The sequence below is a fragment of the Achromobacter sp. MFA1 R4 genome (assembly GCF_900156745.1).
In the GTDB taxonomy this organism is placed as follows: domain Bacteria; phylum Pseudomonadota; class Gammaproteobacteria; order Burkholderiales; family Burkholderiaceae_B; genus Achromobacter.
In genome coordinates this window covers 2639804-2666025 of sequence record NZ_LT707065.1, presented here as the reverse complement: position 1 = coordinate 2666025, position 26222 = coordinate 2639804, and the positions used below count along the sequence as shown (strand labels likewise).

Below are 26222 nucleotides of genomic sequence, written 5' to 3'. Positions count from 1 at the left end.
GGATCCTGCGGCCGTGGATCAGGGCTTGCGGCCGTGCAGGCAGACCCAGCCGTCGCGCGCGCGCCAGACCGACATGGCGATCCAGGGCGCGTAAGCGGCCGCGACCTCTTCGGCCTGGCGTTCCAGGACTCCCGACAGCACCAGGTGCCCGCCGGCGGCGACGCGGCCGGCCAGCATGGGCGCGAGCACCTTCAGGGGATTGGACAGGATGTTGGCGACGACCACCTCGAAGGTGCCGTCGGCCAGGGCGTCGGGCAACATGGCCTGCAGCTCGACCTTGTTGACCTCGGCGTTGAACGCCGTGCTCTGCACCGCCTGCGCGTCGATGTCGACCGCCTGCGTGGGACCGGCGCCCAGCTTGCGCGCCGCGATGGCCAGGATGCCGGAGCCGCAGCCATAGTCCAGCAGCGTGGCGCCGGCGGGCAGCTCGGCTTCCAGCCAGGCCAGGCACAGGTGCGTGGTGGGATGGCTGCCGGTGCCGAAGGCCAGGCCCGGGTCCAGTTCGATGTGGATGGCGCCGGCCTGGTCGGGTACGGCCGCCGCATCCAGGCCCGGCACGTCGGGATTGTCGCGATGCCAGCTCGGGACGATCCAGAGCCGCTCGGCGATGTGGATGGGGCCGAACTGCGACTGCGTCAGGCGCACCCAATCGGCGTCCGGCACGTCGCGCAGGGTCCAGCCGTCAAAGACCGCCGGATCGAGCTCGCCGGCCTGGGCCGCTTCTTCCATGATCTGCGCGGGATCGGCGCCGTCGGGCAGCAACGCGACGACGCGGTTGCGGTCCCAGGCCTGGACGTCGGGCTCGGTGCCGGGCTCGCCGAACAAGGGGCGTTCGACATCGGTGCCGAAGTCTGCGTCTTCGACGGAGACCGACAGCACGCCCGCCTCGAGCAAAGCGTCCGACAGGGCTTCGGCCTGCGCCTCCGAGCATTGCAGCACGAGTTCACGCATGATTTTCTCTTCCATCTGGTCAACGGGCCGCGACATGCGCCGCGGCCCGCTCGACCTTAAAACTTCAACAAGGCAAAACGCAAAAGGGGCCCCGCAAGGCCCCAAAGCTGGTCAGGGACGCTGCGCCAACTTGTGTTCCAGATAGTGGATGCTGGTACCGCCTTCGATGAAGCGGGCGTCCTGCAGCATTTCGCGGTGCAGCGGGATGTTGGTGGAAATGCCTTCCACCACCATTTCCGACAGCGCGGTGCGCATGCGGGCCAGCGCCTGGTCGCGCGTATCGCCGTAGGTGATGACCTTGGCGATCATCGAATCATAGTTCGGCGGCACGAAATAGCCATTGAACGCGTGCGAATCGATACGCACGCCGGGACCGCCCGGCGTATGCCAGTTGGTGATGCGGCCCGGGCTGGGCACGAAACGGAACGGATCTTCCGCGTTGATGCGGCATTCGATCGCGTGGCCCTTGAACGCGATGTCGCGCTGGCGCAGGGTGAACTTTTCGCCGGCGGCGATCAGGATCTGCTGCTGCACCAGGTCGACGCCGGTGATCAGCTCGGTCACCGGATGTTCCACCTGGATGCGGGTGTTCATTTCGATGAAATAGAACTCGCCGTTTTCATACAGGAACTCGAACGTGCCGGCGCCGCGATAGCCCATCTTGCGGCAGGCGTCGGCGCAGCGGTCGCCGATGCGTTCGATCAGGCGGCGGGCGATGCCGGGCGCCGGCGCTTCCTCGATGACCTTCTGGTGGCGGCGCTGCATGGAGCAGTCGCGCTCGCCCAGCCAGACGGCGTTGCGGCCGCCATCGGCCAGCACCTGGATTTCCACATGGCGCGGGTTCTCGAGGAACTTCTCCATATAGACTTCCGGGTTGTTGAACGCGGCGCCCGCTTCGGAACGCGTCATCGTGACGGCGTTCAGCAGCGCGGCCTCGGTGTACACCACGCGCATGCCGCGGCCACCGCCGCCGCCCGCGGCCTTGATGATGACGGGATAGCCCACTTCGCGCGCAATGCGAATGATTTCCTGCGGATCGTCGGGCAACGCGCCTTCCGAACCCGGCACCACCGGCACGCCGGCTTCGATCATGGCGCGCTTGGCGCTGACCTTGTCGCCCATCAGGCGAATCGTGTCGGGACGCGGGCCGATGAACACGAAGCCGCTCTTCTCGACGCGATCGGCGAAGTCGGCATTTTCGGACAGGAACCCGTAACCCGGGTGGATTGCCTCGGAATCCGTGACTTCGGCGGCCGAGATGATGGCCGGCATGTTCAGGTAGCTTTCACGCGACGGCGCGGGCCCGATGCACACGGATTCATCGGCAAGGCGCACGTACTTGGCTTCGCGGTCGGCCTCGGAGTGAACGACCACGGTTTTGATGCCCAGCTCGCGGCAGGCGCGCTGAATGCGCAGGGCGATTTCGCCCCGATTGGCGATCAGGATTTTTTCGAACATGTTCAGCTATCAGCCAATGACGAACAGGGGTTGACCGTACTCGACGGGCTCGCCGTTTTCGACCAGGATTTCTTTGATGACGCCGGCCTTGTCGGCTTCGATTTCATTGAGCAGCTTCATGGCTTCAATGATGCACAGCGGATCGCCTTCCTTGACGGTGGCGCCCACGTCGACGAACGGGGCGGCGCCCGGGTTCGGCGAGCGGTAGAACGTGCCCACCATCGGCGCCTTCACGACATGGCCCTGGATGACCGGGGCGGCGGGCGCTGCCGGAGCGGCGGGCGCCGCAGCGGCCGGCGCCACGGGCGCCGAGGGCACGCCGGCTTCGGGCTGGTGGTAGGCCACCGGCTGCAGCGTCTGCGAGAACTTGACGATTCTCACCTTGCCTTCGCCTTCGGTGATTTCCAGCTCGGCGATGCCCGATTCAGCGACCAGGTCGATGAGGGTTTTGAGTTTTCGAAGATCCATAGAAGCTGCTTCCCGAGATAGTGTCGGCGTCGTCCCAGCGTCGGGTTCGCGCCGTATAAGATGTAAAAGCGGTGGTGTTGTTGCGAGATCAGTGCCGCACTGCGTAACGCAGCGCCGCCTCGTAGCCATCCGCGCCCAGGCCGCTGATCAGGCCCAGCGCCAGGTCGGACAGATAAGAGTGATGCCTGAACGGCTCTCGCTTATACAGATTGGACAAATGTACTTCAATAAATGGGATCGCGACCCCGGCCAGCGCGTCGCGGATGGCGACGCTGGTGTGTGTGTATGCCGCTGCGTTGATGATGATGAAGTCTGTGCCGTCTTGCCGGGCCGCCTGGATGCGGTCAACCAGCGCACCTTCGTGATTGCTTTGCCACGCAGTCAGCGTGGCGCCCAATTCGCCTGCGAGCAGTTCGAGACGCTCATTGATCTGGGCAAGGGTGAGACTGCCGTAGATATGAGGTTCCCGGGTGCCAAGCAGGTTCAGGTTCGGGCCATGCAATACCAGTATGTTTTGCGCCATGCGCTTGCCAATGAGTGGATTGCCAATTGTTGGCAAAACAGCCGATAAACCAGCTTTTTACGCCAATTCCTATTATTTGTCCAACAGACTTACGCCTTCAAGGCGGCAAGGGTGCTATCCAGGTCATCAGGCTGAATTTCACCCAGTATCTTCCGGTTAATTCCGCCATCTGCGTTGAAAACAATAGTAAACGGCAGGCCACCGCTGGGATTGCCCAGCTTGCGCAGGGTGTCGATGGCGCCCGGCCCAATCACCCACAGCGGGTAGGAAACCCGGACTTTCTGGACAAATTTTTGCATGTTGGCGGCAGAATCCACGCCGATACCGACAAAGCGGACATGCGGGTATTTTTTCTGCAGGGCATCCAGTTCCGGCATTTCCTTGACGCAGGGCGCGCACCAGGTTGCCCAGAAATTGACCACCATCGGCTGGCCTTTCCAACCGGCCAGGGAATGCGAGGCGCCGTCCAGGTCCGGCAGTTGCATCTGCATCAGCGCGGCAACCGGATCGCCGGCATCGGCCCCGGCGGCGGGGCTTTTGTCCTTGCGTCCCAGCAGGGTCAGGCCGCCCGCGACCGTGGCGGCGACCGCGACGGCGGCGGAGAGAAGTAGGCGTCGATTCATGGCGCGATGATAACCGTTGCCGCCGTTTTACGCCGCACGGGCGTGGCGCCGGCTTGTCTTGCCTCTATATATACAATGCAGGGCAGGAGAATTATCAATGCACCTGCACATTCTTGGCATCTGCGGCACGTTCATGGGCGGCCTGGCGCTGATCGCGCGGGCGGCCGGCCACAAAGTCACCGGCTGCGACGCGGGCGTATACCCGCCGATGAGCACGCAGCTGTCCGAACAGGGGATCGACCTGATCGAAGGCTTCGGCCCGGAGCAACTGGCGCTCAAGCCGGATCTTTACGTCATCGGCAACGTGGTGAGCCGCGGCAATCCGCTGATGGAAGCCATCCTGGAATCGGGCGCGCGCTACGTGTCGGGCCCTCAATGGCTGGGCGACAACATCCTGCCGGGCGCGCACGTCCTGGCCGTGGCGGGCACGCACGGCAAGACGACCACCAGCTCGATGCTGGCCTGGGTGCTGGAAGCCGCCGGCATGGCCCCCAACTTCCTGATTGGCGGCGTGGCGCAGGACCTGCAGGTGTCGGCGCGCTATGACCCGGCGCGCCGCCCCTTCGTGATCGAAGCGGACGAATACGACACGGCCTTCTTCGACAAGCGCTCGAAATTCGTGCATTACCGGCCCCGCACGGCCGTCCTGAACAACCTTGAATACGATCACGCCGACATCTTCCCCGATCTGGCCGCGATCGAAACGCAATTCCACCATCTGGTGCGCACCATCCCTGGTTCGGGACGCATCATCCGCCCGGCGCAGTCCGAGGCGCTCGACCGCGTCATTGCGCGCGGTTGCTGGTCCGATACCGTCACGTTCGGCGCCGATGGGCTATGGCAGGCGGGCGCGCCGGACGCCGACGGCGCCTTCGAGGTGGTCCGCGCGGGACGCCCCGCCGGCACGGTGCGCTGGACCCTCACCGGCGAACACAACCGCATGAACGCGCTGGCGGCCCTGGCCGCGGCCGAGCACATCGGCGTGCCTGCCGAACAGGGCATCGAGGCCCTCAGCCGCTTCGGCGGCGTCAAGCGCCGCATGGAACTGCGCGGGACGGTCAATGGCGTCAAGGTCTATGACGATTTCGCCCACCATCCCACGGCCATCGCCACCACGCTGGAGGGCCTGCGCCGCCAGGTGGGGCCGGCCCGCATCCTGGCCGTGCTGGAACCCCGTTCCAATACGATGAAGCTTGGCGCCATGGCCGCCCGGCTGCCGCAGGCCCTGGCCGACGCCGACCTGGTGTTCTGCTTTGGCGCCCGCTCGGGCAAGCACGCGCTGGGCTGGAACCCGGACGAAGTGCTGGCGCCCCTGGGCGACCGGGCTTGCAGTTACGATGACATGGACGCGCTGGTGGACGCCGTGGCCGGCGCCGCCCGTCCGGGCGATCAGGTGCTGGTCATGAGCAATGGCGGCTTCGGCGGCATCCATGGCAAGCTGCTGGATGCCCTGCGGGCGAAGGGCTGAGCGGCGCGCCCGGCCGCGGCCCGGGAGACGAGCCCCCTGGCTCCCGGACTCCTGCATTCCTGGATTCCTGGATTCCCCAACGCAGACGGAAACAGCAAACATGATCCTTTATCTACACGGTTTCCGCTCTTCGCCCGAGTCCTTCAAGGCCCGCATGATGGCCGACGCCATGGCGGCGCGGGGACTGACGCACGCGTGGTCCTGCCCGCAGTTGTCCGCCAGCCCGCGTGAAGCCATCGCCCTTGCGCTGGGCATGGCGCGCGACCGCCTGGCCAGCGCCGCCTCGCCCCGCGAACTGACCGTGATCGGTTCGTCGCTGGGCGGTTTCTATGCCACCTGGATCGCCGAGCAGCTGGGCTGCAAGGCCGTGCTGCTGAACCCGGCGGTCCACGCCGCGCGAGACCTTGCCACCCAGGTCGGCGAGCACCACATGTATCATTCCGGCGCGCCGTTCGTTTTTTTGCCCGAGTACGTCGACGAACTGGCCGCCATCCATGCCCCGCGCATCACGCAACCCGACCGCTACTTCCTGGTCGCCGCCACCGGCGACGAAGTGCTGGATTGGCAGGAAATGCGCGATCGGTACGCCGGCTGTCGCCAGCGTATCGTGCAGGGCAGCGACCACGGGCTTTCCGATTTCGCGACATGGATGCCCGAAGTGCTGGATTTCGCCCTGGCCGGCGAGCCGGCACGCCCTTGATAATCAGTATCGACTTTCAACACCCATAAAGCTGCGCAAGGCGGCGCCCGTGCGCCGCCCAGGACGATTCCCACCATGTATGTGTTTTACGAAGACGACGGCAGCTTCAAGGCCGGCCATATCCTGTCCGAGACCGACGCCAGCCTTCAGGTGGAGTCGGAGTCGGGCAAGCGCAGCAAGATCAAGCGCGCCAACACCCTGTTCACCTTTACCGCGCCCGACCCGGCGGCGCTGATGAGCCAGGCGGCGGCCACCGCCGAGACGCTGGACCTGCAGTTCCTGTGGGAATGCGCGCCGCAAGAGGAATTCGATTCCCCCGCCCTGGCTGCCGACTATTTCGGCCACGCCCCCACGCCCGTCGAACAGGCCGCCCTGCTGATGCGGCTGCACGGCGCGCCGGCGTACTTCCATCGCCGCGGCAAGGGCCGCTATCGCCCGGCTCCGCCCGACATCCTGGCCGCCGCCCTGGCCGCCCTGGAAAAGAAGCAGCGCCAGGCCGAACAGCAACAGGAATGGGTCGACGAAATGGCCGCGGGCCGGCTGCCCGAGGCGATCGCCCAGGTGGCCGAGTCGCTGCTGGTGCGCCCGGACAAGAATTCGCAGCAATGGAAGGCGCTGGATGCCGCCTGCGCCAAGCTTGGCAAGACCCCGGACCGACTGCTGCTGGACCTGGGCGCCTGGCCGCATGCGCTGGCCCTGCACAAGCGCCGCTTCCTGGCGGTCAACTTCCCGCGCGGACTGGCCTTCCCCGACCTGGAACTGCCGCCCGTCGCCCAGGAATTGCCGTTGTCGGACGCGGAAATCTACTCGGTGGACGACGTCACGACCACGGAAATCGACGACGCGCTGTCCGTGTCCAGCCTGCCCGACGGCCGCGTGCGCGTCGGCATCCACGTGGCCGCTCCCGGCCTGTCCGTCACCCGCGACAGCGAGTTCGACAAGCTGGCCCGCGCCCGCCTGTCCACCGTCTACATGCCCGGGGACAAGATCCCGATGCAGCCGGACAGCGTCATCCAGGCGTTCTCCCTGGACGCCGGGCGCGCCGTGCCCGCGCTCTCGCTGTATGTCGTCGCCAACCCCGAGACCGGCGAGATCCTCGAATCGGAAACGCGCCTGGAACGCATCGTCGTGCGCGAAAACCTGCGCCACAACATGCTGGACAGCCAGGTCACGGAAGCCAGCCTCGCCGACCCGTCGGCCGACCTGCCTTACGGCCACTGGCTGCGTCCGCTGTGGAAGCTGGCGCAGGCCCTGTCCGCCCAGCGCGAAAACGTGCGCGGCAAGCCGGAAAACAATTCGCGGGTGGAATACAGCTTCTACCTGGACGGCAACCCCGACGACCCCGACACTCCGGTGCGCCTCGTCCCGCGCCAGCGCAACGCGCCGCTGGACCGCATGGTGGCCGAATACATGATCCTGGCCAATAACCTCTGGGGCGGCCTGCTGAACCAGCACGGCGTGCCGGGCATCTACCGCTCGCAACAGGCGGGCCGCGTGCGCATGAGCACGCAGGCGCTGCCGCACGAGGCCATCGGCGTGCCCCAGTACGCCTGGAGCACGTCCCCGCTGCGCCGCTATGTCGACCTGGTCAACCAATGGCAGTTGATCGCCGCCGTGGAACATGGCGTATCGGCACGGCTGATCGCCCCCTTCAAGCCGCGCGACGCCGACCTGTTCGCGATCATCGGCGCGTTCGACGCGCAGTACGCGGCCTGGGCCGAGTTCCAGAGCGCGATGGAACGCTACTGGTGCCTGCGGTGGCTCAAGCAGAACGGCGTGACCCGCACGGTTGCCCATGTCCTGCGCGAAGACCTGGTGCGCTTTGCGAACGCCCCGCTGGTCACCCGCGTCGGCGGCATGCCCGAACTGGAGCGCGGGACCGCGGTGGAGATCGACATCCTCGGGGCGGACGAGTTGACGCTGGAGCTGGATTGCCGGTACGTGGGCCAGGTGAAGGACGAGACGGCGGCGGATGCCCCGGCACCCGACGCCTAGTCCATCCGGCCGAGCTGTTACAGCCTTCGGACGGACCACGCGGCGGGTCGGGACTCGACTTACAATGCGTTCGTGCAACGCGCCGAATCTCCCTCCGTGCTGAGCCGTTACCTCTGGTGGCTGGGCGCCCCCGCCCAGCACTACCTGCGCATCGGCATCGCGATCTCGCTGTTGGTGCACGCCGGCGCGCTGGCGTGGCGCTTCAGTTCGCCCGCGCCGACGCGCCCGCCCGTGACCAGCCTGGAGGTCGTGCTGCTCAACGCCCGCAGCGAGACCCCGCCTGAAACGCCGCGCACCGTGGCGCAAAACCAGATGACGGGCGGCGGCAACGCCGAACGCGGCCTGTCCACCACCCCGCTGCCCCAGACCGGCTCCTCCGCGGAGACCATCGTGCTGGAGGCCATGCGCCAGCGCCAGGTGCAGTTGGAGGCCGAGCAGGCCAGGCTGATGACCCAGTTGCGCTCGCCGCACAATGCCGGCCCCGAGCGCCAGGCGGTCAACCCGTGGCCCGACGGCGCCGACGTGGGCCAGGACGCCCAGGACCAGGCCAGCGTCATCCAGAATGCCCAGATCGCGGCGCTGGCGGCGCGAGTCCAGCAGTACAGCGCCGAGCCGCGCAAGCAGTTCGTCGCGCCCTCCGCCGAGGCGTCGCGCTACGCCGCGTACCTGGACGCCTGGCGCACCCGGATCGAAACGGTCGGCACCCAGCATTACCCCGACGAAGCGCGCGGCCGCATCTACGGGTCGCTGCGCATCACGGTGTCGGTGCGCGCCGACGGCAGCATCGCCGACGTCGAGATCGACCAGCCGTCCCCGCACGCGGTCCTGAACCAGGCGGCGCGCCGCATCGTCCAGCTTGCCGCGCCCTTTCCGCCCTTCCCTCCCGATATCGCCCGCGATACGGACGTGCTGGTCATCACCCGCACCTGGCATTTCGTCAACGACACTCTGGAAACACAGGCCCCATGACCGAGGCGATTTCCCAAGCCCGCTACGCCGTCATCGGCAATCCCATCGCGCACAGCCGCTCGCCCCAGATCCACGCCCTGTTTTCGCGGCAGACCGGCAAGCCGCTACGCTATGAGCGCCTGCTGGCGCCGGTGGACGGTTTTGCCGACGCGGTCGCCGCGTTCGTGGCCGACGGCGGCGTGGGCCTGAATGTCACGGTGCCCTTCAAGCAGGAAGCGTATGCGCTGGCAGCCGCCCACTTGTCGCCCCGCGCGCGGCTGGCGGGCGCCGTCAACACCCTGTCCTGGCGCGACGGCGCCTGGCACGGCTGCAATACCGACGGCGTGGGCCTGGTGAACGATCTGTTGCGGCTGGGCGTGCGCCTTTCCGGCGCCGCCGTGCTGCTGGTGGGCGCCGGCGGCGCGGCGCGCGGCGTGCTGCAGCCCCTGGCCGAGGCCGGCTGCGCCCGCATCCGCATCGTGAACCGCACCGCGGCCCGCGCCGAGGAGCTGGCCGCCGCCTGGCGCGCAAGCGGCGTGTCGCCGCAAACCCGGGTGGACGCGGGCGCGCTGGCGGACGCCACCGTGCCCGGCGGCTGGAACCTGGTCATCAACGCCACCGCGAGCGGCCTGCAGGACGCGGCCCCCGACCTGCCGTCCGGCCTGTACGCCGACGGCGCCGCGGCCTACGACATGATGTACGGCGCGCAGCCGACCGCGTTCATGCGCCAGGCCCAGGCCGACGGCGCGGCGCTGACGGCGGACGGGCTGGGCATGCTGGTCGGCCAGGCCGCCGAAAGCTTCACCCTCTGGCACGGCGTGCGCCCGGACCCCGCGCCGGTGCTGGCGGCGCTGCGCGAGGCCCTGGCGGCGGGACGCTGAGCGGCATGGCGACACGCACTGGCCGCAATTGGTTCCGGATCACCACCGGCCTGCTGATGGCGCTGGTCTGCGCGGTCCTGCTGTACCAGTTCTGGCTGTTCGCCCAGGTGGTCTGGTACAACTACCGCGACCCCGGCAGCAGCGCGATCATGCGCGAAGAACTGTCGCGCCTGCGCAAGGACGACCCGGCCATCGAGCTGAAATACGAATGGGTCCCCTACGACAAGATCAGCCGGTCGCTCAAGCGCGCCGTGGTCGCCTCCGAGGATTCCAATTTCACGGGCCACGAGGGGGTCGAATGGGACGCCATCCGCAAGGCCTGGGAGTACAACCAGAAGCAGCTCGAGGCGGGACGCTCCAAGATGCGCGGCGGCTCGACCATTACCCAGCAACTGGCCAAGAACCTGTTCCTGTCCGGCTCGCGCAGCTACCTGCGCAAAGGCCAGGAACTGGTATTGGCCTATATGATCGAGCATGTGATGAGCAAGGAACGGATCCTGGAGCTCTACCTGAACGTCGCCGAATGGGGCGTGGGCGTGTTCGGCGCCCAGGCCGCCGCCAAGCATTATTTCAATACCACCGCCGCCAACCTGGGCACGAGCCAGTCGGCCCGGCTGGCGGCCATGCTGCCCAATCCGCGCTTCTATGACAGCCACCGCCGATCCAACTACCTGAACTCCCGGGTCGGGGTGCTGACCCGCCGGATGCAGATGGTTGACATTCCCTGAAAGGGAAACCGGACAAATCGGTCCTATTGCGCCCTACCCGGCCGGCGGGATTTGTTAAGCTTTCACGTTTACGCGCTTCACTCCCCTTTTCCCCATGCGTACCGCACGTCGCTACCTGGCCCGCGAGGTCTATCGCTCTTGCGCAGTGGTCCTCCTGGCCCTGCTGGGCCTTTTCACGTTCTTTGCCCTGGTGGACGACCTGGACAACGTGGGCGACAAGTTCTCCATGATGGCCCTGCTGTACATGCAGGCGCTGGCGATCCCCACCCGGCTCTACGACCTTCTGCCCATCGGGCTCCTGATCGGCGCCATCCTGGCGCTCGCGGGCCTGGCCCAGCGCAACGAACTGGTGATCCTGCGCGTATCGGGGGTCAGCGGCATGCGCCTCTTGCGCATGCTGTGGGTCGTCACGATCCCGCTGATGATCGGCGCGGGCCTGTTGTCCGAATACGTCACGCCCTGGGCCGAAATCAAGACCGGCGAGGCCAACCTGATGTTCCGCGGCAAGGCCGGCGGCGACCGTCTCAAGAGCGGTTACTGGTTCAAGGAACCCACCGCCAACGGCGGCACCCGCATCATCAACATCGCCGAACTCAAGGGCGACGGCCAGGTGGCCGGCGTGACCCTCTACGAATTCAAGAAGGACCTGACGCTGTCGGCGCTGTCCACCGCGCCCACGGGCACGTTCACGCGCGGCGACCTGGTGCTCAAGGACGTGGCCGAGACGCGCCTGGACAATGAGGCCGCCTCGGCGCTGGCCAATGCGCGTCCGCCCAAGAACCCGCCCGCCACGGTCGTGAAGCTGCCCGAACGCTCCATCGACACCACGCTCAGCGCCGAGCGCCTGCTGGCGCGCGTGCTGACCCCCGAGCGCATGTCGATCATCACGCTGCTCGACTACGTGGACTACCTGCGCGACAACCAGCTGCAGTACGGCCGCCAGGTCGTCGCCCTGTGGCGCAAGCTGGCCTACCCCTTTACCCTGCTGGTGATGATCACCATCGCCGCGCCCATCGGCCTGATGCAGACCCGCCGCGGCGGCGTCGGCGCCAAGGTCTTCGTGGGCATCCTGCTGGGCGTGGGCTTTTTCATGCTGAACCAGTTGGCGCTGAACGTCGGCATGCTGGGCAAGTGGCCGCCCTGGCTGACCGCCCTGGGGCCGAACCTGGGCGCCATGGCGCTGGCGCTGGGCGCCATGAGCTACATGGAATACCGTCACACCATTACCCGTCTCTTCCAGCAACGTTGGCCTTGGAGCAAGAGTCCCGCATGAACGGCAGTATCTGGATGATCGGCGACGTGCAGGGCTGCTGCTCGCCGCTGGATCGCTTGCTGTCCCACCCCGACCTGGTCGGGGACCCCTTGTCGCGCTTCTGGTTTGCCGGCGACCTGGTCAACCGCGGCCCGCAATCGCTCGACACCCTGCGCCGCATCATCGACCTGGGCGACCGCGCGACGGTGGTGCTGGGCAACCATGACCTGCACCTGCTGGCCACGGCCGCGGGCGTACGCAAGCCGTCAAAGTCCGACACGCTGGAGCCCATCCTGCGGGCGCCGGACGCGGCCGACCTGATCAACTGGCTGCGCGCGCGTCCGCTGGCGCATTTCGAGCAGAACCACCTGCTGGTCCACGCGGGCACGCTGGCCAAATGGGACGTCGCCAAGACGCTGTCCCTGGCCAGCGAAGTCCAGGACGCGCTGCGCGGTCCCAACTGGCAGAAGGCGCTGCAAAAGATGTACGGCAACGAGCCGGCCACCTGGAAGGAAGACCACAAGGGCGGCAAGCGGATGCGCGTGATCATCAACGCGCTGACGCGGATGCGCCTGTGCACGCCCAACGGCCACATGGAGTTCGCCACCAAGGTGACGCCGGGCGCCTGGCCGCCCGGGCTGGTGCCCTGGTTCGACGTGCCCAACCGCGCGACGCGCGACGTGACGACGGTGTTCGGGCATTGGTCGACGCTGGGGCTGCTGCAGCGGCCGGATGTGATCTGCCTGGACACCGGCTGCGTGTGGGGCGGGTCCCTGACGGCCTTGCGCCTGCAGGATCGCAAGCTGGTGCAGGTGAAATGCTCGCAGTTCCAGGATCCGCTGGCCGAATGAGCCTATCGCGGGGCGGCACGCCGCCCCGCACCCGCTGCACCCCCTGACACGCGACGGCCGCCCGCCCCTCAGTGGCGGATTTCGGCCAGGAACTTCTGCGCCCGGGCCGTCTGGGGCCGCGTGAAAAAGTCTTCCGGCGTGCCGGTTTCGACGATGCGCCCCGCGTCCATGAACCACACGCGGTCCGCCACCTCCCGCGCGAAGCCCATTTCGTGCGTGACGCACACCATCGTCATGCCGTCCTTCGCCAGGCCTTTCATCACCTGCAGCACCTCGCCCACCATTTCCGGGTCCAGCGCGCTGGTCGGCTCGTCGAACAGCATGACCGGCGGGCTCATCGCCAGCGCGCGGGCGATGGCCACGCGCTGCTGCTGGCCGCCCGATAACTGGGCCGGATAGGCCTGCGCCTTGTGCGCCAGGCCCACGCGCTCCAGCAATTGCATGGCCCGCTCGCGGGCTTCGGGACGGCGCGCGCGCTTGAGCTGCAGCGGCGCCAGCATCAGGTTCTCGATGACGGACAGGTGCGGAAAGAGGTTGAATTGCTGGAACACGAAGCCGATGTGGCTGCGCAGCGTGTCCAGATGGACGTCGCTGCCATAGATGTCCTTGCCGTCGACCTCGATCACGCCCTTCTGGATGGGCTCGAGCCGGTTCACCGTGCGAATCAGCGTGGACTTGCCGGAGCCCGAAGGCCCGCACACCACCACGACCTCGCCCTGGGCAACCTGGGCGGTCACATCGGCCAGCGCCTGATACTCGCCGTACCACTTCTGCACTTCGGAAAATCGGATCATGTCGGCACCACTTTTTGCATGGGCGCAAGTCCGGCGCGCCGCCTGCCGATACGGCGTTCGGTCAGGTGCACCAGGGAACTCAGGCCAAAATTCAGGACGAAATAGGTCAGCGCCAGCAGCCCGAAGACCTCGAAGGGCTTGGTCAGCAGCACGCTGTTGATCTGGTTGGCGGCATAGGTCAGCTCCTGCACGCTGATCACGTACGCCAGCGACGTTTCCTTCACCGTGGACACGAACTGGCTCAGCATGCTGGGCAGCATGTTGTAGAGCGCCTGCGGCAGGATGACCCGTCGCATGGTCTGCAGGTACGACAGGCCGAGCGCCCGGCTGGCCTCCTGCTGGCCGGGCGGCAGGGCCTGGATGCCGGCGCGGATGATCTCGGCCAGATAGGCGCTTTCGTAGCAGACCAGCGCGACCACCATGGTGGTCGTGCCCGCGACGGGACGGCCGATGATGAGCGGCACGAAGAAGTACGCCCAGAAAATGAACATCAGCAGCGGCAGCCCGCGCACCAGATAGACCACGGCCGAGGACGGCCAGTAGAAGATCCGGTAGGGACTGATGCGGCCCAGCGCCAGCAGCACGCCGCACGGCAGCGCCAGCGCCAGGCTGACCGCGGCCAGGCCCAGGGTGGCCGCCAGGCCCCCGATGGGGCCATGCGGATACTGGCCGATCAGGAGCAGCAGCCAATTGTCTTTGAGGATGTCCCACATGGTCAGCGCACTCCCAGCGGACGGTAGCGTCGTTGCAGGATCGCGCCGCCGCCCATGATCAGGAACGACAGCACGAGGTAGATCACCGTCACCACGGCATAGGCCTCGAAGGTGCGGAACGTGTTGTTCTCGATCTCGCGCGCGGCCGCCGTCAGCTCGGTCACGCCGATGGCCATCGCCAGGCTGGTGTTCTTGAGCAGCAGCAGGGTCTGGTTGAGCAACGGCGGAATCGCGATGCGGAACGCCTGCGGCAGGATGACCTTGCGCATCGTCTTCAGAAAGCTCAGGCCCAGGGCGCGCGACGCCTCGACCTGCCCCGGCGGGATGCCGCGCACCGCGCTGCGCAGGTCTTCGCAGACATAGGCCGACATCACCAGCCCGATCGCGATGCAGGACAGGATGAATTCGCTGCCGTGGCTGTTGAGCCAGTCGGTCACGCCTTGCGGCAGCAGCGCCGGAACGCCGAAATACCAGAACAGAATGTGCACCAGCATGGGCACGTTGCGGTGGAACGCGACATACGTCGCGACCACCCCATTGGCGATGGGCGAGCCCGTCAGGCGGATCACCGCCAGCAGGCTGCCCACGAAGAACGCCAGGATCCAGGCCAGCCCGGCCAGCGCCAGGGTGGTGATCAACCCCCTGAGCAGCCAGTCCGGATACTCGCCCTGGAAAATGGCGCTGAAGTCGAAGATGTAATGCATCGAACCAGGCTCCAGCACGCGCGGCGCGTCAACCCTTGATGGCTTCGATGCGGAAGTCGCGCTTGATGTTGAACTGCGTGCCCGCGCCGAACCACTTGTCGAAGGTCTTGGCGGCCTGGCCGGATGCCTCCATGCCGTCCAGCACCTTGTTCACCTGGTTCAGCATGGCGGTGTCGCCCTTGCGCACGCCCACGCCCCACGGCTCGACGAAGAGCGCCGGCTCCAGGATCTTGACCGGGACCGCGCTGGAGGCGGCCTGGTTCTGCAGCTTGACCAGCATCAGCTCCGACCCGACGAAGCCGCTCACCTTGCCCTGCTGCAGGGCCAGGAAGGCGCCGCTGGGATCCTTGAACGTGACGGGTTCGACATTGGGGATGTGCTTGCGCGCGCCTTGCTCGGACGACGAGCCGCGCACCGCGCTGACCCGCTTGCCGGCCAGGTCCGCCGGCGCCTTCAGGTCCTTGTCCGATGCGCGCGACAGCACCTTCTGCAGGCTCACGAAATGCTGGTGCGAATAGTCGATCTGCTTGGCGCGCTCCGGCGACCAGCCCAGGTTGGCGGCCACCACGTCCACGCGGCCGGCGATCAGCTCGGGGATGCGGGCCTCGACGGCGATCAGCTTGAGTTCGAGCGGCACACCCAGGCTGTCGGCCAGGGCCTGGCACACGTCGACTTCATAGCCGACGATGCCGCGGGTCTTCGGATCCTGGAAGCTGAACGGCTCGGCCGTCCCCATGGTGCCGCAGATGAACTTGCCGCGCGCCTTGATGTCCTGCAGCGTGTCGGCGTGGGCGGCGGGCGCGAGCGTGGCGGCCAGGCCGACGGCGGCCACCAAGGAGGAGATAACGGTTTTCATGCGATTTCCCTTTGGAATATAGGTCTGGGTACTACCGAAAAAATCGGGGGTTCAGGTCAGCGCGGCGCAGGCCTGGCGAATGCGGCGGCAGCCCTCTTCGATGTTCTCCATCGAGGTCGCGAAGCTCAGCCGCAGGTACGGCGACAAGCCATAGGCGGCGCCGTCCAGCGCGGCCACGCCCGCCTCGTCCAGCAGGAACATCACCACGTCCAGGTCGCTTTGCAGCGTGCGGCCGGACGGCGTGCGCCGGCCGAGCAGGCCCTCGACCGACGGGTAGACGTAGAACGCGCCTTGCGGAACCGGGCAGCGGATGCCGGGCACCTCGTTGAGCAGGGCCACGATGCGGTCGCGCCGTTCATGGAACAGGGCAGCCGCGTCATGCACGCATTGCTGGTCGGCCGACAACGCGACGCGCGCGGCCGACTGGCTGATCGCGCTGACGCAGCTCGTGCTTTGCGAGATCAGCGTGGCCATCGCCTTGATGAGAGGCTTGGGGCCGCCCGCGTAGCCAAGGCGCCAGCCGGTCATTGCATACGCCTTGGACACGCCGTTGATCGTCAGCGTGCGCGCGGCCAGCTCGGGCGACACGGCGGCGGGCGACATATGGCGCGCCCCGCCGTAGGCCAGGTGTTCATAGATCTCGTCGGTCATGAGCCAGACCTGCGGATGCCGCGCCAGCACCTGCGCCAGCGCGCGCAGTTCGTCCGCGTCGTACATCGCGCCGGTGGGGTTGCTTGGCGTGTTCAACAGCACCCACTTCGTGCGCGGGGTGATGGCGCGTTCCAGCGCGGCCGGCGTCAGCTTGAACCCGTCGGATTCCGGGCAGGCCACCACCACCGGCGTGCCGTCGTTGACCAGCACCATGTCGGGATAGGACACCCAGTACGGCGCGGGAATGATGACTTCGTCGCCCGCCTGCACCGTGGCGGCCAGCGCCGTGAAGATCAGCTGCTTGGCGCCCACGCCGACGATGAGTTCATCCAGCCCGTACGCCAGGCCGTTTTCGTGCTGGAACTTGGCACGCACGGCCTCCAGCAAGGGCCGGGCGCCGACGGACGAGGTGTAGCGGATATCGCCGCTGTTGAGCGCGTCGATGCCGGCCTGGACGATATGGCCGGGCGTGGGCAGATCCGGTTCGCCCACCGTGAAGTCGATGATGTCGCGGCCCTGCGCGCGCAACTGGTCCACCCGGCTCTTGGCCATCATGCTGGGCGACGGTTTGATGGCGCGGGCCCGTTCGGCCAGGAATTCGCTTGCGGCGGCGTTCATGCCAGCCCCTTCGCGGCAAAGGCGGCCTGCATCCAGCTCTGCGTCTTCGCGCCGGTGGCGATTTCGGCCATGATGCGCGCTTCCTTGTCGGCATGGGCGCGCGCCGCGGCGATCAGCGCCTCGGCGTCCGACGGCGCAAAGCTCACCAGCCCGTCCTCGTCGCCCACCAGGATGTCGCCGGGCTGGATCACCTGCCCGCCGATCGAAACCGGCACATTGACCTCGCCCGGGCCGTCCTTGTAGGGACCGCGATGGATGTGGCCGCGCGCATAGCACGGGAAGCTGTCGGCCTCGAAGGCCGCGACATCGCGGATGGCGCCGTCGACGACGACGCCTGCGCAGCCGTGGATCTGCAGGTAGCGCTTCATGATTTCGCCGAGCACGGCGTTGGACAGGTCGCCGCCCGCGTCGATCACCAGGACGTGGCCCGGCTCGATCTGCATCATGGCCTTGTAGATCAGCAGGTTGTCGCCGGGCCGGGTCTTGACGGTCAGCGCGGTGCCCACCAGCTTGCCGCCGCCGCTGTAGCGGCGCAGGCCGGTGATGCCTTCGCGGCGCGCGAGGTTGTCGCTCAGATGCGGGGTGACGATGCCGGCAAGCGCTTCGAGGATGGAAGCGGGAGCGACGGGGGATGCCGGCAATATGCGTGCGCCGGTGGAAATGGAAGCCATGACGGTCTGCGAGTCCTGAGTCGAAAGCCTGCCGTTCCCCGGGGTGCCAAGCCAAGTGTACGGACGGCCAGAAATGAGTCAGACCGAATGGTGCGAGCTTTTGCGGTTCCGAAAAAGGGATTAAATTTCAGCGAGCTTCATCTATTTTTGGAATATAGGGGTTACCCCTTAATGGAAATTTCGGAATGAACAACCCCTCCTGCGGCGCCTGCGCATGCTGACTTTCAAGCAAATCGAGGCCTTGTACTGGACGGTGCGGCTGGGCACGTTTTCGGCCTCGGCGCAAAAGCTGCACACCACGCAATCGGCGATCACCAAGCGCATCCAGGAGCTGGAAGCCGACTTCGATATCGCGCTTTTCGACCGATCCGGACACCGTGCCGAGCTCACGGCGCGCGGCCACGAAATCTATGCGCTGGCCGAACAGATGCTGGGTCACCGGGACCGCCTGCTTGCGCGGCTGAAGGGGCAGCACACGCTGACGGGCACCTTCCGTTTCGGCATCACCGAAATCACGGCGATGACCTGGCTGCCCGCCCTGATCCGCCTGCTGCGCGCCCACTATCCGCGCATCACGCTGGAACCGCACATCGACCTGGGCGCCGACCTGCTCAAGCGGTTGCAGGCGGGACAATTGGACATGGCTTTCCTGCATGGGGAATTCGCCGAACCGAACCTGCAGGTCGTGGCGCTGCAGCGCCTGGAATTCGCGTGGATGGGCAGCCCCGACCTGATCGACGCCAGCCGCATCTACACGCCCGCCGACATCGCCCGGCTGCCGCTCTTGCGCCAGAGCCGCGAGTCCGGACTGAACATGATCTACGACGGCTGGCTGCGGCCCCACACGGCCGCCAGCAACATCTTCACCATCAACAGCCTGATCGCCATGGCGGGCCTGACGGCCGCCGGCTTCGGCGTCAGTTGCCTGCCGCGCGACTACTTCGCCGACATGGTCGCCGCCAGGCAACTGGTGATTGCGCGGACCAGCGTCGCGCCGCCCCAATCGGTCTACAGCGCGATGTTCCGCCGCGACGCCGATGTGGCGTTTTGCGAAAGCGTGGCGGAACTGGCCGAGAGCTGCTGTGAATTTTCAGCGGGGTGGCGGTAGTCCGGGCCGAAGACTCAGAGCACGCTCAGAATCGCGTCCCGGGCCTGGTGCGACAGCTCAAGCCGCGTCGGCAGGCTGCCATCGGGATGACGCGCCGCCAGCGGCGGCAGGAATACGACTTCAACGGCCAGCCCCGTCACGCCCAGCACGCGCCAGAGATTGGCCACCAGCGACTCCTCGCCGACGAATGCCGCGTAGCCGCTGCGCTTGCCGTGCTGCAGGAATCGCAGCGCGACGGGCTGGATTTCCACGGCCGCCGAGCGCGCGGGCTCGAACAGGCTGGCGTGAAAGGGCAGCAGATCGAAGCCTTCGCTCGTCGTGCCCTCCGGGAACAGGCCGACGGCGTCGCCCTGCTTGAAGCGGACCTGCATCGATTCGCCCATCGCATGCACGGCGTGGCGTTGGCCGCGTTCGATGAACAGCGTGCCCGCGCCGGCGACCAGCCACCCGATCACGGGCCAGGCGCGGATTTCGCTCTTGGCCACGAACGACGTTGCACGGGCCGAGTTGAGCACGAAGATGTCGATCCACGACACGTGGTTCGCCACCAGCAGCACTGGGCCTTCCAGGCGCGGCTCGCCCTTGAAGTAGACCTTCAGTCCACAGGCCGCCATCAGCCAGCGCGACCAGCGGCGGTTCAGCCGCGCGCGGGCCGCGGGGCGCATCAGGGGATAGGCCAGGCCCACGCAGAGCAGGCCGAACACGATCAGGGGCAGGACAAGGCTCAGCCGTAGGACAAAGCGCAGCAGCTTCAAACTGGAGTCTCCCAGGCCGGCTCGCCACCGACCACGGTGGCGCGTACCCGGCCGGGCAGCATCATACCTGCGAAAGGTGTATGGACGCCGCGGCTCTGCAACGCGCCGGGCATGACCATCCATTCGGCGTCCAGGTCCGCCAGGCACAGATCCGCCGGCGCCCCCACGCCCAGGTGGCCGCAAGGCCCGATGCGCGGCGCGACGGCGGCCAGCACGGCGGCCGGGCCCGAGGTCACGCGCGCAAGGGCTTCGCCGATGGGCCGGCGGCTGTCGCGCGCCCACTTCAGGGCCAGCGACAGCAACAGCTCCAGTCCGGTCGCGCCGGGCGTGGCGGACGCGAACGGCGCGGCCTTGCCGCGCGCGTCGACCGGCGTATGGTCCGAACACAGGGCATCTACCACGCCGTCGGCCAGGGCAGCCTGGATCGCGTCGCGGTCGCGCTGGCCGCGCAGCGGCGGATTCAGGCGATGATTCGTGTCGAAAAAGCCGATGTCCACGTCGGTCAGGTGCAGGCTGTTGGCGGACACGTCGGCCGTGACCGGCAGGCCCTCGCGCCGGGCCGCGCGCAGCAGATCCAGCCCCGCCGCCGTGGACAGGCGCGCCAGATGCACGCGCGCGCCCGTCGCGCGCTGCAATTCGAAGATCGTGTGCAGCGCCACGGTCTCCGCCTGCGCGGGCAGGCCTTCGAGGCCCAGGCGCGCGGCGTAGGGACCGCTGGCCGCCACGGTCTCGCGTGCCAGCCAGGGGTCCTGCGCACGCAGCCACAGCGCCTGGCCCAGGCCGCTGGCATAGTGCGTCGCGCCCCACAGCACCCGCGTATCGGCAACGCCGGATTCGCCCTGCGAGAAGGCGATGCAGCCCGCCTGCGCCAGCAGCGCCATTTCCGTCAGCGTCTCGCCGGCCAGCCCCACGGTCATGGCCCCCAGCGGATGGATCGCGCATTGCCCGGGCTGGGCATGGCGCATCAGCGCCTCGACCTTGCCGGGCTCGTCGGGCGGGCCTTCGGCGTCGGGCGGCAGCACCAGCCGCGTCACGCCGCCGGCCAACGCCGCGCGCAACTCGGCGGGCGCGAAGCCCGCCTGGCCTGTATGGCCCGTATGGCCCATCTGGCCCATCTGGCCGGCATGCCCCGCATGCCCCGCTTGCGCGACGCGCGCCGACAGGTCGATCAGGCCCGGCAGCACCGCCAGGCCGCTGGCGTCGATGCGGCGGTCGGCCTGGAATCCGTCGGGCGCCGCGCCCACCGCGACGACGCGGCCTTGCGCGAGGTAGAGATCGTGCTGGCCATCCACGCCGTTCGCGGGATCGATCAGGCGGCCGTTGGCGATGTGCAGCCTCATGTCAGGTCTCCGGCGAGCACGCGCAGGACGGCGGCGCGCAGCGGCTGCGCCAGCGCCGCGAGACGGGCCTCGGCAGGCTCCAGCCCGGCCGCGATGTCGCCGTCCACTTCCACGCCGGGCGCCAGCCGGCCGGCGGGCAACACCATGACGTCAGGCTTGGCGAGCGCCAGCGCAGCCGGCGTCAGTCCGTGGGTGCAGGCGTACTCGCGGGCGGATGGCAGTTGCGCGCCGCTGATGTCTTCAACGTTCAGCGGCAGCGCGATGACCACATCCGCGTCGCGCAGGCTCTCCTGCAGGGTCGCGCACGCGCGCACACCCAGTTGAGGCAGGCCCTCGGGCAGCAGCGTGCGCGGCGCCGCAACGCGCACTTCGGGCACGCCCAGCGTGGTCAGCAGATGGATGGCGGACCGCGCCAGGCGCGAATGGCGGATGTCGCCCAACAGGGTCACGACGAGGCGGGTGAGGTCGGGCTTGGCGTCGAGGATGGCCTGCACCAGCGCCAGCGCAGGCACAGGATCGGCGTGCCGGCCGTCGCCCGCATTGAGCACATGCAGGCCGGTCGCGGCATGCGCGGCGGCGCAGTGGGCCGCGCCGCTCTGGGCGTGGCGCAGCACCAGCACGCCCGGGGCGAGCGCGCCGACTGTTTCGGCGAGCGCCTCGTCGGCGCCTGCCTGCAGCGGCACCGGCAGCATAGACAGGCTGGCCGCGGCGGCGGCGTAGGCGTCGCGGTCGGCGGCGTGCGCGTCGGGCAGGCACAGGAACACCGGCATGCCCGACGCCGCATGCGGCGTCGCATCGGCGGCGCACGCCTGCGCGCGCGCCATCTCCAGCAGCCGTTCGACGTGACGGCGCGGCAGGCCCTCGGTGGTCAGCAGATGCGTGAGTTCGCCGCGGCGATCAAGTTGCGGATTGAGCATGGGCAGGACAGGCCGCGGCCATCACGCCGCGGGCAAGGCATCCAGATAGCGTTGCAGGATAACCGCCGCGGCCATCGCATCGTCGGCGGCGTGCGTGCCCAGCAGGCGTTGCGCCTCCATGCTGGAGCCGCGTTCGTCCACGAGTTCGACGGCAACGCCGAAGCGGCCATGAAGCTGGTTGGCAAACCGCCGGCAGCGGGCCGTGGCGGGCTGCTCGCCGCCCTCGGCGTCCAGCGCCAGTCCGACCACGACGCGATGCGGCTGCCACTCCTGCAGCAGCGCCGCGATGCGGCCGAAGCGGGCATCGCGGACCTCGCTGAAAATGATTTCGAGCGGGCGCGCCTGGCGCGTCAGCGTGTTGCCGATGGCAATGCCGATCTTCTTCTCGCCGAAGTCGAAGGCCAGCAGCGTTTCTTCAGGCATGGCCCGCGTCGCCGGCCAGCATGACGGGATCGATGCCCAGCAGCTTGAGCGCGGCGGGATAGCGTTCCTCGGGCGGCACCTCGAAGATGATGTGGGCGTCCGCGCCCACGCTCAACCAGGCGTTCTGGCCCATCTCGCTTTCGAGCTGGCCCGCGCCCCAGCCGGCATAACCCAGCGTGACCAGCATGCGCGCAGGACCGTTGCCGTCGGCCACGGCCTGCAGCACATCGCGCGAGGTGGTCAGCGCCATGTCGCCCAGCTTGATGCTGGAGCTGTAGTCGCCGGCGGGCGCGTGCAGCACGAACCCGCGATCCGTCTGGACCGGTCCGCCGAAAAAGACGAACGTGTCCTTCACCGGTCCGATTTCCAGCGTCAGGTCGATACGCTCGAACAGCGTGCCCAGGGTCAGGTCGGTGGGCCGGTTGATGACCAGGCCCAGCGCGCCGCGTTCGGTGTGTTCGCACACGTAGATGACGGAGCCAGCCAGGCTTCCTTCCACCATGCCCGGCATGGCGATCAGGAACTGATTGGCGAAATTGGCCGCCTGCGTCGTGGCGTCTTCGTGGTGCTTTTCCGTCATGGCAACCCCTTCATGGGTAGTCTGGATGAACCGTTGGAGCGATCGCTCGCGCGCGACCCGGCAGGCCGGGCGGCACTCCGACGGTTACGAGGGATGGGGCATGACCCATCTTACGGGCCCTGGCGGAATATGTCGGCGGAACGGCTTCAGATTTCCATCAGCTCAAAGTCCTCTTTGCGGGCGCCGCATTCGGGACAGACCCAATTGGGCGGCACGTCTTCCCAGCGGGTGCCGGGCGCAATGCCCTCGTCGGGCAGGCCGGCCTCTTCGTCATAGACCCAGCCACAAATCAGACACATCCAAGTACGCATAGTTCTCTCTTACATCAATTCCCCGCCGGCGAGCCCGCGGCGGGGCAAAGGTGGGGGGCTTCCATTAGAATGGGGACAATCTTACCGAAACCCAATAGGGGTTCCCCTGATTCATGCCAAATGATCCGGGGGAGCCCCCGATCAAGCGCAGTCAAGTGGCCCCCGTTACTCCCCCTCTCGTTTTGGTCTTCGGCCCGCTCGATCCTTCGGGATCGGATGGACTGCCCGCAGACGCCGTCACCTGCGCCCGCCTCGGCTGTCATGGCCTGGCGGCCGTGACCGCGCTGACCGTGCAGGACACCGCCGGCATCGAAGAAATCCACCCCGTCTCGCCCGACCTGCTGGACGACCAGGCGCGCTGCCTGCTCGAAGACATGTCGGTGCAGGCCATCAAGGTGGGCGGACTATACACCGCCGAAACGGCCAGCGTGGCCGCGCAGGTCGCCGCCGACTACAGCCAGGTGCCGCTGGTGCTGCACCTGGGCCAGCGCGCCCAGTTGCCCGCCGACGCGGCCGACGAGGACGAAGCCGACGACCTGCTGGCCGCGACCCTGGAACTGGTGCTGCCGCAGACCGATCTGCTGGTCATCGAGCACCTGCGCCTGGCGCAATGGCATGCCGACGGCGACATCGATATCGGGGACGCACCTACGCCGATGCATGCGCTGGTGGCCGCCGGCGCGGAATGGGTCCTGGTGCTGGGCAGCCCCCAGCGTCCCGGCCACTTCGCCAATGTGCTGCTCGGCCCCGGCGGCCAGACGCATACCTGGCCCTGGCAGACGCCCCCGGACCGCAACGGCGACGCCGGCGGACTGGCGGCCACCGCGATCACCGCCATGCTGGCGCGCGGCCTGGAGATGCCCGAGGCGGTGCGGCAGGGCCTGGCGCACGCCGACGCGTCTGTGGCGGCCAGTTTCCTGCCGGGCATGGGCCGTCGCATCCCCAACCGGATCCTGCCCCAATGAAACCGCTACGATTTCCCGCCGGCCTGTATGGCGTAACGCCCGAATGGGACGACACCGACCGCCTGCTGCAAGCCGTGCGCGATGCCGCCGCGGGCGGCATGCGCGCGCTGCAACTGCGCCGCAAGGACGTGCCCGACGCGGTGCGCGCCGCGCAGGCTCGCGCGCTGGCGCCGCTGTGCCGCGAACTGGGCGTGGTGTTCCTCATCAATGACGACTGGCGCCTTGCGCTGGAGGTCGGCGCCGATGGCGCCCACGTCGGCCGCGACGATGAAAGCCTTGCGCACATCCGCCGCGAAGCCGGTCCCGACCTGATCCTGGGCGGCTCCAGCTACGACGATCTGGCGCGCGCGCGCGAATTGCTGGACGGCGGCGCCGATTACATCGCGTTCGGCGCCATGTTCGCGTCCACGGTCAAGCCCGACACGGTGCGCGCGCCGCTGTCCGTCCTGACCGAGGCCCGCCGCCTCGCGGACGAGCGCGACGCGCCGCGTCCCGCCGTGGTCGCCATCGGCGGCATCACGCCCGCCAACGCTCCGCTGGTGGTCCAGGCCGGCGCCGATTCCATCGCCGTCATCACCGCCCTGTTCGAAGCGCCCAGCATCCGGGCCGCCGCCGCAGCCTGCTCGGCGCCCTATTCTCCCAACTTCCACCGCAAGCCTTGATCGCCATGTCCAGTAACGCTCAGCTATTCGAACGCGCCTGCCGCAGCATCCCCGGCGGCGTCAACTCGCCCGTGCGCGCCTTCCGCTCCGTGGGCGGCACGCCGCGTTTCATCAAGCGCGCGCAGGGTCCGTACGTGTGGGACGCGGAAGACAAGCAGTACATCGACTACGTGGGCTCCTGGGGCCCCGCCATCCTGGGCCATTCGCATCCTGAAGTCGTGCGCGCGGTACAGGAAGCCGCCGTCAACGGCCTGTCCTTCGGCGCCCCCACCGAAGCCGAAATCGAGCTGGCCGAAGTGCTGATCTCGCGCCTGCCCTCGCTGGAACAGGTGCGCCTGGTCAGCTCCGGCACCGAGGCCACCATGACGGCCATCCGCCTGGCGCGCGGCGCCACCGGCCGCGCCAAGATCGTCAAGTTCGAAGGCTGCTACCACGGCCATTCCGACAGCCTGCTGGTCAAGGCCGGCTCGGGCCTCTTGACCTTCGGCAATCCCAGCTCGGCCGGCGTGCCGCCGGAATTCGTGTCGCACACGCTGACCCTGGAATACAACAACCTGGACGCGGTGCGCGAGGCCTTCGCCCAGCACGGCGCCGACATCGCCTGCATCATTGTGGAGCCGGTCGCCGGCAACATGAACCTCATCAAGCCGGCGCCCGGCTTCCTGGAAGGGCTGCGCGAGGTCTGCACGCAGCACGGCGCGCTGCTGATCTTCGACGAGGTCATGACGGGCTTTCGCGTCGGACCGCAAGGCGTGCAGGGCCTGACCGGCGTCAAGCCCGACATCACCACGCTGGCCAAGGTGATCGGCGGCGGCATGCCGGTGGGCGCCTTCGGCGGCAGCGCCGAGGTCATGAAGCACATCGCGCCGCTGGGCGGCGTCTACCAGGCCGGCACGCTGTCGGGCAATCCGGTGGCCGTGGCCGCGGGCCTGGCGACGCTGCGCCTGATTGCCGCGCCGGGCTTCTACGAAACGCTGTCGGCCCAGACCGCCAAGCTCGCCCAGGGCCTGCAGGCGCGCGCCCGCAAGGCCGGCCTGCCGTTCTCGGCGGATTCGGTGGGCGGCATGTTCGGCATCTATTTCAGCGACTCGGTGCCGGCCTCGTTTGCGCAGGTCTCGGCGTGCGACACGGCGGCGTTCAACCGCTTCTTCCACGCCATGCTGGAGAACGGCGTGCATTTCGCGCCGTCCGCCTTCGAAGCGGGCTTCGTGTCGGCCACGCACGACGACGCCGTCATCCAGGCCACGCTGGACATCGCGGAAAAGGTGTTCGCGGGCCTTTGAGTCCGCCGGGAGCGGCGCCCTCGCC

The 26222-nt window shown here is 67.9% G+C and carries 29 protein-coding genes; 12 read left to right on the top strand and 17 right to left on the bottom strand.

From position 1 onward, the window contains the following. Positions 1–18: 18 nt before the first annotated feature. From prmA to BXA00_RS12180, 5 genes are all read right to left on the bottom strand, one after another. A complete protein-coding gene (prmA, locus tag BXA00_RS12200; RefSeq protein WP_076521922.1) occupies positions 19–951 on the bottom strand; it encodes a 50S ribosomal protein L11 methyltransferase in 933 nt (310 codons plus the stop codon). Between the two features lie 111 nt (positions 952–1062). Continuing rightward, entirely contained in the window at positions 1063–2409 is a 1347-nt protein-coding gene (gene accC, locus BXA00_RS12195; protein ID WP_076518734.1) for an acetyl-CoA carboxylase biotin carboxylase subunit, read from the bottom strand. 9 nt (positions 2410–2418) lie between these two features. Then, entirely contained in the window at positions 2419–2877 is a 459-nt protein-coding gene (gene accB / locus BXA00_RS12190; protein WP_076518733.1) for an acetyl-CoA carboxylase biotin carboxyl carrier protein, read from the bottom strand. Between the two features lie 88 nt (positions 2878–2965). Further along, positions 2966–3400 carry a type II 3-dehydroquinate dehydratase gene (gene aroQ, locus BXA00_RS12185; RefSeq protein ID WP_076518732.1) on the bottom strand — a complete coding sequence of 145 codons (435 nt, stop codon included), beginning with the start codon at positions 3398–3400 and terminating at the stop codon, positions 2966–2968. 89 nt (positions 3401–3489) lie between these two features. Further along, positions 3490–4023: a TlpA disulfide reductase family protein gene (locus BXA00_RS12180; protein ID WP_076518731.1), complete on the bottom strand. Its 534-nt coding sequence runs from the start codon at positions 4021–4023 to the stop codon at positions 3490–3492. A 97-nt stretch (positions 4024–4120) separates the two neighbouring features. Between BXA00_RS12180 and mpl the strand changes: the two genes are divergently transcribed. The 8 genes from mpl to BXA00_RS12140 all read left to right on the top strand — a co-directional run bounded on the left by mpl (position 4121) and on the right by BXA00_RS12140 (position 12846). Then, on the top strand, positions 4121–5491 hold the full coding sequence (mpl, locus tag BXA00_RS12175) for a UDP-N-acetylmuramate:L-alanyl-gamma-D-glutamyl-meso-diaminopimelate ligase (RefSeq protein ID WP_076518730.1): 1371 nt from the start codon (positions 4121–4123) through the stop codon (positions 5489–5491). Between the two features lie 100 nt (positions 5492–5591). Then, the gene (locus BXA00_RS12170; RefSeq protein WP_076518729.1) at positions 5592–6191 is read left to right on the top strand and encodes a YqiA/YcfP family alpha/beta fold hydrolase; all 600 of its coding nucleotides are present in this window, start codon (positions 5592–5594) and stop codon (positions 6189–6191) included. A gap of 75 nt (positions 6192–6266) precedes the next feature. Further along, complete coding sequence (locus tag BXA00_RS12165; RefSeq protein WP_076518728.1) at positions 6267–8186, top strand: ribonuclease catalytic domain-containing protein; 1920 nt, start codon at positions 6267–6269, stop codon at positions 8184–8186. Between the two features lie 72 nt (positions 8187–8258). Next, complete coding sequence (locus BXA00_RS12160) at positions 8259–9155, top strand: TonB family protein (protein ID WP_092579826.1); 897 nt, start codon at positions 8259–8261, stop codon at positions 9153–9155. Further along, a complete protein-coding gene (gene aroE / locus BXA00_RS12155) occupies positions 9152–10015 on the top strand; it encodes a shikimate dehydrogenase (protein WP_076518727.1) in 864 nt (287 codons plus the stop codon). Before BXA00_RS12160 ends, aroE begins: the two co-directional genes overlap by 4 nt. A 5-nt stretch (positions 10016–10020) precedes the next feature. Further along, a complete protein-coding gene (mtgA, locus tag BXA00_RS12150; protein ID WP_076518726.1) occupies positions 10021–10743 on the top strand; it encodes a monofunctional biosynthetic peptidoglycan transglycosylase in 723 nt (240 codons plus the stop codon). Between the two features lie 94 nt (positions 10744–10837). Beyond that, a complete protein-coding gene (lptG, locus tag BXA00_RS12145) occupies positions 10838–12016 on the top strand; it encodes an LPS export ABC transporter permease LptG (protein WP_076518725.1) in 1179 nt (392 codons plus the stop codon). After that, positions 12013–12846: a symmetrical bis(5'-nucleosyl)-tetraphosphatase gene (locus tag BXA00_RS12140; RefSeq protein ID WP_076518724.1), complete on the top strand. Its 834-nt coding sequence runs from the start codon at positions 12013–12015 to the stop codon at positions 12844–12846. Before lptG ends, BXA00_RS12140 begins: the two co-directional genes overlap by 4 nt. Before the next feature lie 68 nt (positions 12847–12914). Here BXA00_RS12140 and BXA00_RS12135 read toward each other — a convergent pair whose 3' ends face one another. Genes BXA00_RS12135 through BXA00_RS12110 form a run of 6 tightly spaced genes read right to left on the bottom strand, consistent with a single transcriptional unit; the run spans position 12915 to position 17853 of the window. Further along, positions 12915–13640 carry an amino acid ABC transporter ATP-binding protein gene (locus tag BXA00_RS12135; protein WP_076518723.1) on the bottom strand — a complete coding sequence of 242 codons (726 nt, stop codon included), beginning with the start codon at positions 13638–13640 and terminating at the stop codon, positions 12915–12917. Then, on the bottom strand, positions 13637–14353 hold the full coding sequence (locus tag BXA00_RS12130) for an amino acid ABC transporter permease (RefSeq protein ID WP_076518722.1): 717 nt from the start codon (positions 14351–14353) through the stop codon (positions 13637–13639). The genes BXA00_RS12135 and BXA00_RS12130 overlap by 4 nt, the downstream gene beginning before the upstream one ends. 2 nt (positions 14354–14355) lie before the next feature. Beyond that, on the bottom strand, positions 14356–15057 hold the full coding sequence (locus BXA00_RS12125) for an amino acid ABC transporter permease (protein ID WP_076518721.1): 702 nt from the start codon (positions 15055–15057) through the stop codon (positions 14356–14358). Between the two features lie 28 nt (positions 15058–15085). Continuing rightward, complete coding sequence (locus tag BXA00_RS12120; RefSeq protein WP_076518720.1) at positions 15086–15913, bottom strand: ABC transporter substrate-binding protein; 828 nt, start codon at positions 15911–15913, stop codon at positions 15086–15088. Between the two features lie 51 nt (positions 15914–15964). After that, positions 15965–17182: an aminotransferase class I/II-fold pyridoxal phosphate-dependent enzyme gene (locus BXA00_RS12115; protein ID WP_076518719.1), complete on the bottom strand. Its 1218-nt coding sequence runs from the start codon at positions 17180–17182 to the stop codon at positions 15965–15967. Continuing rightward, the gene (locus tag BXA00_RS12110) at positions 17179–17853 is read right to left on the bottom strand and encodes an RraA family protein (protein WP_076518718.1); all 675 of its coding nucleotides are present in this window, start codon (positions 17851–17853) and stop codon (positions 17179–17181) included. Before BXA00_RS12110 ends, BXA00_RS12115 begins: the two co-directional genes overlap by 4 nt. 214 nt (positions 17854–18067) lie before the next feature. On the opposite strand from BXA00_RS12110, the gene BXA00_RS12105 reads away from it, so the two are divergent. Beyond that, positions 18068–18961: a LysR family transcriptional regulator gene (locus BXA00_RS12105; RefSeq protein WP_076518717.1), complete on the top strand. Its 894-nt coding sequence runs from the start codon at positions 18068–18070 to the stop codon at positions 18959–18961. Positions 18962–18975: 14 nt separating this feature from the next. Here BXA00_RS12105 and BXA00_RS12100 read toward each other — a convergent pair whose 3' ends face one another. The 6 genes from BXA00_RS12100 to BXA00_RS12075 form a co-directional block, all read right to left on the bottom strand. Beyond that, the gene (locus tag BXA00_RS12100) at positions 18976–19716 is read right to left on the bottom strand and encodes a 1-acyl-sn-glycerol-3-phosphate acyltransferase (protein WP_076518716.1); all 741 of its coding nucleotides are present in this window, start codon (positions 19714–19716) and stop codon (positions 18976–18978) included. Continuing rightward, positions 19713–21056, bottom strand: coding sequence for a dihydroorotase (locus BXA00_RS12095; RefSeq protein ID WP_076518715.1), 1344 nt, complete (start codon positions 21054–21056; stop codon positions 19713–19715). The genes BXA00_RS12100 and BXA00_RS12095 overlap by 4 nt, the downstream gene beginning before the upstream one ends. Continuing rightward, the gene (locus BXA00_RS12090) at positions 21053–21973 is read right to left on the bottom strand and encodes an aspartate carbamoyltransferase (protein WP_076518714.1); all 921 of its coding nucleotides are present in this window, start codon (positions 21971–21973) and stop codon (positions 21053–21055) included. The genes BXA00_RS12095 and BXA00_RS12090 overlap by 4 nt, the downstream gene beginning before the upstream one ends. Positions 21974–21994: 21 nt before the next feature. After that, entirely contained in the window at positions 21995–22396 is a 402-nt protein-coding gene (ruvX, locus tag BXA00_RS12085; RefSeq protein ID WP_076518713.1) for a Holliday junction resolvase RuvX, read from the bottom strand. Beyond that, on the bottom strand, positions 22389–22976 hold the full coding sequence (locus BXA00_RS12080; RefSeq protein WP_076518712.1) for a YqgE/AlgH family protein: 588 nt from the start codon (positions 22974–22976) through the stop codon (positions 22389–22391). Before BXA00_RS12080 ends, ruvX begins: the two co-directional genes overlap by 8 nt. A gap of 146 nt (positions 22977–23122) precedes the next feature. Beyond that, positions 23123–23287 (bottom strand): rubredoxin, encoded by a 165-nt coding sequence (locus BXA00_RS12075; RefSeq protein ID WP_003814980.1) that lies wholly within the window; start codon positions 23285–23287, stop codon positions 23123–23125. Positions 23288–23400: 113 nt separating this feature from the next. Here BXA00_RS12075 and BXA00_RS12070 point away from each other — a divergent pair, with 113 nt between their 5' ends. Genes BXA00_RS12070 through hemL form a run of 3 tightly spaced genes read left to right on the top strand, consistent with a single transcriptional unit; the run spans position 23401 to position 26197 of the window. Further along, complete coding sequence (locus tag BXA00_RS12070; protein WP_156902790.1) at positions 23401–24252, top strand: hydroxymethylpyrimidine/phosphomethylpyrimidine kinase; 852 nt, start codon at positions 23401–23403, stop codon at positions 24250–24252. Beyond that, positions 24249–24914 (top strand): thiamine phosphate synthase, encoded by a 666-nt coding sequence (gene thiE / locus BXA00_RS12065; RefSeq protein ID WP_076518710.1) that lies wholly within the window; start codon positions 24249–24251, stop codon positions 24912–24914. The genes BXA00_RS12070 and thiE overlap by 4 nt, the downstream gene beginning before the upstream one ends. Before the next feature lie 5 nt (positions 24915–24919). Then, positions 24920–26197: a glutamate-1-semialdehyde 2,1-aminomutase gene (gene hemL / locus BXA00_RS12060; RefSeq protein ID WP_076521920.1), complete on the top strand. Its 1278-nt coding sequence runs from the start codon at positions 24920–24922 to the stop codon at positions 26195–26197. The last annotated feature ends 25 nt before the right edge of the window (positions 26198–26222 follow it).